This window comes from Streptomyces mesophilus, from assembly GCF_011044995.1.
Taxonomy (GTDB): domain Bacteria; phylum Actinomycetota; class Actinomycetes; order Streptomycetales; family Streptomycetaceae; genus Streptomyces; species Streptomyces mesophilus.
Map to the genome: position 1 here is coordinate 1 of NZ_JAAKZW010000318.1, position 7,489 is coordinate 7,489.

General features: G+C 69.7%; 8 protein-coding genes. 5 read left to right on the plus strand and 3 right to left on the minus strand.

Features of this window, described 5'->3' with window-relative positions:
* Positions 1-18: 18 nt before the first annotated feature.
* Positions 19-2,301, plus strand: coding sequence for a glycoside hydrolase family 3 C-terminal domain-containing protein (locus G6045_RS37810; protein WP_165336770.1), 2,283 nt, complete (start codon positions 19-21; stop codon positions 2,299-2,301).
* A gap of 22 nt (positions 2,302-2,323) precedes the next feature.
* Here the strand turns inward: G6045_RS37810 and G6045_RS37815 are convergent, their stop codons facing one another.
* Positions 2,324-2,569: a hypothetical protein gene (locus tag G6045_RS37815; RefSeq protein ID WP_165336771.1), complete on the minus strand. Its 246-nt coding sequence runs from the start codon at positions 2,567-2,569 to the stop codon at positions 2,324-2,326.
* Between the two features lie 19 nt (positions 2,570-2,588).
* Positions 2,589-2,984, minus strand: coding sequence for a hypothetical protein (locus G6045_RS37820; RefSeq protein ID WP_165336772.1), 396 nt, complete (start codon positions 2,982-2,984; stop codon positions 2,589-2,591).
* Positions 2,985-3,327: 343 nt separating this feature from the next.
* Here G6045_RS37820 and G6045_RS37825 point away from each other — a divergent pair, with 343 nt between their 5' ends.
* Positions 3,328-4,188 carry an expansin EXLX1 family cellulose-binding protein gene (locus G6045_RS37825; protein ID WP_328708055.1) on the plus strand — a complete coding sequence of 287 codons (861 nt, stop codon included), beginning with the start codon at positions 3,328-3,330 and terminating at the stop codon, positions 4,186-4,188.
* Positions 4,189-4,265: 77 nt separating this feature from the next.
* Positions 4,266-4,694, plus strand: a complete 429-nt coding sequence (locus tag G6045_RS37830; protein ID WP_165336774.1) for a hypothetical protein — start codon at positions 4,266-4,268, stop codon at positions 4,692-4,694.
* 23 nt (positions 4,695-4,717) lie between these two features.
* Here G6045_RS37830 and G6045_RS37835 read toward each other — a convergent pair whose 3' ends face one another.
* Positions 4,718-5,287, minus strand: coding sequence for a VanZ family protein (locus tag G6045_RS37835; RefSeq protein ID WP_165336776.1), 570 nt, complete (start codon positions 5,285-5,287; stop codon positions 4,718-4,720).
* Positions 5,288-5,470: 183 nt separating this feature from the next.
* Between G6045_RS37835 and G6045_RS37840 the strand changes: the two genes are divergently transcribed.
* Both G6045_RS37840 and G6045_RS37845 read left to right on the plus strand, forming a co-directional pair.
* Complete coding sequence (locus tag G6045_RS37840) at positions 5,471-6,070, plus strand: GNAT family N-acetyltransferase (protein ID WP_206344711.1); 600 nt, start codon at positions 5,471-5,473, stop codon at positions 6,068-6,070.
* Between the two features lie 137 nt (positions 6,071-6,207).
* Positions 6,208-7,464: an amidohydrolase gene (locus G6045_RS37845; protein ID WP_328708056.1), complete on the plus strand. Its 1,257-nt coding sequence runs from the start codon at positions 6,208-6,210 to the stop codon at positions 7,462-7,464.
* The last annotated feature ends 25 nt before the right edge of the window (positions 7,465-7,489 follow it).

A 7,489-nucleotide genomic window follows, 5' to 3' on the forward strand; every position in this document is an offset into this window, starting at 1 on the left:
CCCCGACGGAGTTGACCCATGCACAGCACCACCCCTCGCCTCGACATCCCCGCCCTGCTGGCGGCGCTCACCCGGGAGGAGAAGGCCGCCCTGCTCGACGGCTCGGACTTCTGGCGCACCCCGTCCGTCGAACGGCTCGGCATCCCGTCCGTGATGCTGTCGGACGGACCGCACGGACTGCGCAAGCAGCCCGAGTCGGGTGACCATCTGGGTCTGCTCGACAGTGTCCCGGCGACCTGCTTTCCGCCCGCCGCCGGCCTCGCGTCGAGCTGGGACGTCGAACTCCTCGGCCGGGTCGGCGAGGCGCTCGGCCGCGAAGCCCGCGCGGAGCGGGTCTCGGTTCTGCTCGGCCCGGGCGTGAACATGAAGCGCTCGCCGCTGTGCGGCCGCAACTTCGAGTACTTCTCCGAGGATCCGCACCTGGCGGGCGAACTCGGTGCGGCATGGGTGCGGGGCTTGCAGAGCCAGGGCGTCGGAGCCTCTCTCAAGCACTTCGCCGCCAACAACCAGGAGACCGACCGGATGACGGTCTCCGCCGAGATCGACGAGCGCACGCTGCGCGAGATCTATCTGCCGGCCTTCGAAACCGTCGTCGCCAAGGCGCGGCCCTGGACCGTGATGTCCTCCTACAACAAGGTCAACGGGACCTACGTCGCCGAGAGCCGCGCGCTGCTCACCGCCATCCTGCGCGACGAGTGGGGGTTCGACGGTCTGGTCGTCTCCGACTGGGGCGGCATCGACAACCGTCCGGCGAGCCTCGCCGCGGGAACCGACCTGGAGATGCCGTCCTCCGCGGGCGCGGGCACCCGCGCGATCCTCGAGGCCCTGGACAGCGGCCTGCTCGCCGACACGGATCTGGACACGGCCGTCACCCGGCTGCTCACCCTCGTCGAGCGCGCTCTGCCCGCTCTCGAGGACACGTCCGCCGACACGTCCTTCGACGTCGACGCCCACCACGCCCTGGCACACGAGGCCGCGACCGCGAGCGCCGTCCTGCTCAAGAACGACGGTGCGCTGCTGCCGCTGGATCCGGACACCGGCGGCACCATCGCCGTCATCGGCGAGTTCGCCCGTACGCCCCGTATCCAGGGAGCGGGTTCCTCGCAGGTCAACCCGACCCGTGTCGACACCGCACTGGACGCCCTACGGGCCGCGCTCGACGGCCGGCGCGACCTGACCTTCGCCCCCGGCTATGTCATCAAGTCCGACGAGGCCGATCCCGAACTCGTCGCAGAAGCGGTGCGGACGGCCGCGGACGCGGAGGTCGCCGTGGTCTTCCTCGGCCTGCCCGCCTCGTACGAGTCCGAGGGCTTCGACCGCGACCACATGGATCTGCCCGCCCACCAGATCGCCCTGCTGCACGCGGTCGTCGACGCCAATCCCCGTACCGCCGTCGTGCTGTCCAACGGCTCCGTGGTCACGCTCGCGCCCTGGCAGGACCGGGTGCCGGCCGTCCTGGAGACCTGGCTGCTCGGCCAGGCCGGCGGCTCCGCCTGCGCGGATCTGCTGCTCGGCCGCGCGAACCCGTCCGGGAAGCTCGCGGAGACGCTGCCCCTGCGGTACGAGGACACCCCGGCCGTCGGCGCATTCCCCGGCGAGTTCGGCCGCGTCCGCTACGCCGAGGGGCTGCTCATCGGCTACCGCTGGTACGACACCCGCCGCATGCCGGTCGCCTACCCGTTCGGGCACGGCTTGTCCTACACCACGTTCGCCTACAGCGACCTGGTCGCCACCGTCCGGGCCGACGGCGACGATCCCTTGGTGGAGGTCGCCCTCACCGTCACCAACACCGGTGAGCTGAGGGGCAGCGAGACGGTCCAGCTCTACGTCACGGACCCCGAGGCGTCCGTCCACCGGCCCGAGCAGGAGCTGCGCGCGTTCACCCGCGTCCACCTCGAGCCGGGCCACAGCGAACGCGTCCACCTGCGCCTCACCCTCCGGGCCTTCGCCTTCTGGCACGAGAGCGCCGGGCGCTGGACGGTCGAGGGCGGCAGGTTCGGCCTGCGCGTCGGCGCTTCCTCGCGGGACATCCGCCTGCGGACCACGGTCGAACTCGGCGGCAACGGCTACGTGCCGCCGCTCGCCGCCGACTCCACGGCGGAGCAGTGGCTCGCCCACCCGGCGGCGGGACCCTGGCTGCGCGAAGCACTCGGGACGGAGGGGTTCTCGGCGATCATGTTCGACCCCCACAACGGGGCCATGATGCGCGCGATTCCGCTCAGCCGCCTGGTCCGCTTCCCCGGATTCCCCGTCGATGCGGAACAGGTCGCCGTGGCGGTGTCCGAGCACGCGACCGACTGACCAGCGCTGGATTCGGGCCGGCTCACGGCGACAGACGGGCGATCAGCGCAGCCACGACAGCGATGGCCAGCGCTGCGAAGATCACCACCCGCTCTTTACGGTGAAGAAAGCCGGGGCCACCGCTTTGCTGTTGGTGCCGGTAGACAGTGAGGCTCAGCAGGAGCAGAGCAGGGAGCGTCAGCCACCACAAGCCGCTGATCGCGCCCCATCCCACTCCCGCTGCCAACAGTGCGAGCCACAGGACCAACGGCCGGATTTGCGCTTCCATGCCCGCAATGTATCGACGTTCAGCATTTGCGCCACCAGACGCGCTGCGGTTGGTGCGTGACCAAAGAGGCCCACGAGTAACGGACATTCAAGCAGTAACCGCTGGAAGCCATCTCCATCACGCTCACAGCGCCGATCCCCAACGCGGCCGCTGTGAGCGGGCCGCCGAGTACGCCGAGAACGGCGCCACCGATAGCCGAACCCCCGCCGATCCGGCGCGTCTCGGCCTGGTTCAGGAGGAACGTCACGCCTCCCCAGTCCTTTTGGATGTCGATGTTCGGCGCCGCTGCCGCGGCCGTCGGGCGTGCGAGGCCGGCCGGTGCGGCGTGAGCCGCAGCAGAGGATCCGAGCACCGCGGAAACCCCCATGATCCCCGCACACATGACACTGGCCGCTCGCACTGCGTTGATCGCCATCAAGTTCCGCTCCCTCAACGTCTCCAGACAGGCACTCATCGTGTTTCGACTCGCGCCGAACCGCTCCTTCAGGGAGCCATCCGGATGAGCGGAACGCAGATGGGCGCTGTGGAGCACCTGCTCGATGCCCGCAGCGCTGCGGACCGGCCGGGCACCTTGCGAGCCATTCCCGTGCCTGCGGCGACCGAGGAGTGGCAAGCTCGGCCATCACGGGCGTCTCACCCACCTCAAGGACTCGTCAGTGATACCTCGTTCGGCTCGTCCCTCGTCGCGCAGACGGCGCGCTCCACGCGCGCGACGTGCGTCCCACATAGGGCGCTCGGCCCTGCTCGCCATAGCCTCCGTGACTGTGCTGGCAGCACTCGTCATGACCTTCGACTCCCGGCCGGCCGGCTCGTCAGGCGAGGCAGCAGGAGACACGCCGACGAACACGACGACCACCTCTGCTGCTGCACCCACGAGTTGGCACGCCCCCGAACCCTCGGCGACTGCGAGCAAGAAGACCCCGAACGCGTCCACGAGTCCGAAACCGAAGCGTTCTTCTTCTCCCGCTGCCCGCCCCACGGCCAAGCCGGTCGCCGGTGCGGTACTCGCCGGACGGATCAGACCCGGCACCATATACAGCGGAACCGCCACGTTCTACGACGCCGCGGACGGCAACGGCGCCTGCTCCTTCGGTCCCACCTCCGACGTGATGACCGCGGCCATGAACAGCACCGACTACGAGACCGCCAAGGCGTGCGGCGCCCACATCCGCGTACGGAACTCGCGCGGCGCCACCATCACCGTGCGCGTCACCAACGAGTGCCCGACGTGCGTCAAGGGCCAACTCGACCTCAGCGCCCAGGCCTTCGCCAAGCTCGCCGCCCCGTCGCAGGGACAGATCCCGATCACTTGGCACTTGCTGAGCCCTGCCACCGCCGAGCCTTTGTCGATCCGGTACAAGACCGGATCCAGCCGGTACTGGTGCGAGATCCAGGCGCTGGGCCACCGCAATCCGCTGACACGGCTCGAAGTGCGTACCGGCGGCGGCTGGCAAGCGCTGCCCCGTACGGCATACAACTACTTCACCTCCGAGAACGGCAGCGGCTGCGGCGGCGCGATCAGGCTCACCGACATCTACGGAGAACGGCTGGAGATCAGCGGGATCGACATCCGGCCCGAGGTCCAACAGCAGACCCGCGCACAGTTCACCGCCCACTGACGGCCGGTTCCGCCGTTGCCGATGTGACCTCGGTAGCGGAAGCGGATACTCCCCTGCGTCACGGAAACTCGGCCGGCATGACTCTGGCGACAAGGCTCCCCGACAGTCCGGCCGAGTGGGCGATCATCCTCGCGGCCCTGGCGTTCTACTTGCTCGTGCGCTGGTTCCTCTCCTGGCGGCAGGCCAGGGTCGAGGGACGGGAGCGGCCCGCGCAGGCGGCGCTCGACGAGGTGGGCGACGACGACTCGGAAGCAGGTCCGGTCATGCGGGCCATGGGCTATGACTCCTACCGGCAGGTCATCGGTATCGTCGTCTGCGCCGCGGTGATCGTCCTGCTTACCGCAATGACGCAGGGGACGCTGCGCGTCGTGCTGCTCGCGGTCGTCTGCCCGTTCCTCGTCGCCGGCATGGCCTACATCGACTTCCGCAAAGCCCGCGAGGTGCGTGCGAAGCGCCAGAGCAAGAAGAAGCCCTCCGGGCACAGTCACGCTTCGCGACAGCGATAGTCCCTCCCCGCTGAACCTCTGGTTCAGCGCTCCGTCACCAGGGCCGTTCGAGGTCGGCCCGACAACGGTTCAGCCGTGGTGCGCCACCAGCGGTGCGAGGCAAGTGCGGCCAGTGTGGCGCCGGTGGCGTTGAGCAGGACGTCGTCCGTCGAGGTCACCCGGTTCAGTTGCAGGACGTACTGGGCGGACTCGACCATGATCGAGCCGACCGCCGCGAGCACGAGGATCCGCGGGAGCGAGGCCAGCGTCGCGAAGCGCAGCGGGGCGAGGAACCCCAGCGCGGCGAACACCAGCAGGTTGCCGACGATCTGGACGGTGTCCATGGCGAGCAGGTCGCGCAGCGGGACCAGGCTCACGACTGCGCCGTCCTCGTCGCCCGGCAGCATGATCAACCAGACCGGCGGCAACGTCCCGTAGACGATGCCGACGTCGGCCAGCGACATGCGCCACGCCCGCGCCCGCGTGGCGCCCGTGGCAGTGCGACGACGTGCCAGCGCCCACACCGCCAACGCAGCCAACGGCAGTACGGCCACCGTGAGGGCCACCACCCCCGTGAACGTACCGACCCAGCCGTGCCACCCCTCGAGTCGCACCACGCCATCCCTGCTTTCGAACGCCGGTCGTCATCGGCAGTTCTACCGGCGGACGCATATCGTCGGCGTATGGATCGGAGATCGGAGATCGGCCCTGGGCATTCCGTCGTCCCGCGAGCCGCATCGCGTCGCCCCCCCCAATTGCCTCGCACACGAGCCGCGTTGCGATCTACTCTCGCGGCCATGACGTCACACGATGCGCCTGCAGCCTCCCGGATCGTTCCCGATGGTGCCGGGCTGGTGATCCGGCAAGAGTCTGCTGACGATCACCGAGATGTACGCGAGGTTCATACGCGCGCCTTCGAGGACAGCGAGCGGGTTCCCGGGCTCGTGGAGGCGCTTCGCGTCGCGGAGGCCCCCTTGGCGCCGATGTCCTACGTCGCTGTCGTCGATGAACGGGTCGTCGGTCATGTCCTGCTGAGCGCGACGCGGTTGGACGCTCCGCGCCGGATCGTGGACGTCCTGACGCTGTCACCGCTGGGTGTGGTCCCGGAGTTCCAGCGTCAGGGCATCGGTACGCGGCTCATCGCCCACGCCCTCGAGGCGGCCGACCGTCAGGGGGTGCCGCTGGTGTTCCTGGAGGGGTCGCCTCACTACTACAGCACGCGCGGTTTCGAGAGTGCCGGCGCCGCGGGCTTCCGTGCGCCGTCGCTGCGTATCCCTGAACCCGCGTTCCAGGTCGCCCGGTTGTCCGCACACGAGCCCTGGATGACGGGCACCTTCGTCTACTCGGAGACCTTTTGGGCCTTCGACTGCGTCGGCCTGCGTGACCCCGAGGCCTGACGGGCGGCGGCGGGAGCTCTGGCCGACGCCCCGGGCTCCTGTCCCCCGGTCACGTCGCCGACGGGTGGCCGACGGGAGTGCACCGGTCGCCGCCTGAAGTTACGGTGTCCGCATTCGGCGGATTACGGAGGCTGGTCGTGGCGGCAGAAGCGGTGGTTGCGGGCCTGAGCGGAATCCGGGAGGTTCTGGCCGGGCTCTACCGGGACCTACATCAGCATCCGGAGTTGTCGCTGCAGGAGACACGGTCGGCCGCCGTGCTGACACGCATGTTGCGGGACAACGGGTTCGACGAGGTCACCGAACAGGTCGGGACGACCGGAGTGGTCGGTGTGCTGCGCAACGGCGACGGCCCGGTGGTGATGCTGCGTGCCGACTTCGACGCCCTGCCGGTGGAGGAGAAGACAGGTCTGCCCTATGCGAGCACGGCTCGCGGTGTGGATCAGGACGGCCGCGACGTACCGGTGATGCATGCCTGCGGGCATGACATGCATGCCGCCTGCCTGGTCGGTGCCGCCATGCTCCTGGCGTCCGCCCGCCGGGAGTGGAGCGGGACGCTACTCGTGGTGTTCCAGCCGGCGGAGGAGCTGGGGTGCGGCGCGCGCGGCATGGTGGAGGACGGGCTCTTCGAGCGTTTCCCCAAGCCGGACATCGTGCTCGGCCAGCACGTGGCGCCGCTGCCCGCCGGGTTCATCGGTTACGGCACCGGCCCGGTGATGGCGGCGGCGGACTCGTTGAACGTCACCGTGCACGGTCGCGGCGGTCACGGTTCCCGCCCCGAAGCGGCGGTCGACCCGGTGCTGACGGCTGCGCACATCGTCACGCGCCTTCAGGGCATCGTCGCCCGGGAGGTCCCGCCGGCCGAGACCGCCGTGGTCACCGTCGGCCGGCTGCAGGCCGGCACCAAGGACAACATCATTCCCGACCAGGCCGAGCTGGGCCTGAACATCCGTACGTACACCCCGCAGGTCCGTGACCTGGTGCAGGCCGCCATCGAGCGGATCGTACGGGCGGAGTGCCAGGCCGGCGCCGCCGTGAAGGAACCCGACCTGACGTGGTTCGGCAGTCTCCCGAGCCTGGTGAGCGAGCCCGAGAGCACGGAGCGGACGGTGGCCGCGTTCACCGAGTACTTCGGGCAGGAGCGGGTGCACCGGATGCCGCCGGTCAACGCCAGCGAGGACGTCGGGGTGTTCGGTGAGGTGCTCGGCGTGCCGACCGTGTTCTGGTTCTGGGGCGGCCTCGAACAGGAAACTGCCGTCAAGGCGTTCCTGGAGGGGGACATCGACCGGCTGCCTGCCAACCACTCGCCCCACTTCGCTCCGCTGATCGAACCGACGCTCAGCACCGGTGTCGAAGCGCTGGTGGTGGCCTCGCTGCTCTGGCTGCAGCGGCCCTGAGCCGCGCGTACGGCCCACCCCCCCC

Coding starts and splice junctions, on each gene's coding strand:
- G6045_RS37810 (WP_165336770.1), top strand. CDS start 19: ATGCACAGCACCACCCCTCGCCTCGACATCCCCGCCCTGCTGGCGGCG.
- G6045_RS37815 (WP_165336771.1), bottom strand. CDS start 2,569: ATGGAAGCGCAAATCCGGCCGTTGGTCCTGTGGCTCGCACTGTTGGCA.
- G6045_RS37820 (WP_165336772.1), bottom strand. CDS start 2,984: ATGGCGATCAACGCAGTGCGAGCGGCCAGTGTCATGTGTGCGGGGATC.
- G6045_RS37830 (WP_165336774.1), top strand. CDS start 4,266: ATGACTCTGGCGACAAGGCTCCCCGACAGTCCGGCCGAGTGGGCGATC.
- G6045_RS37840 (WP_206344711.1), top strand. CDS start 5,471: ATGACGTCACACGATGCGCCTGCAGCCTCCCGGATCGTTCCCGATGGT.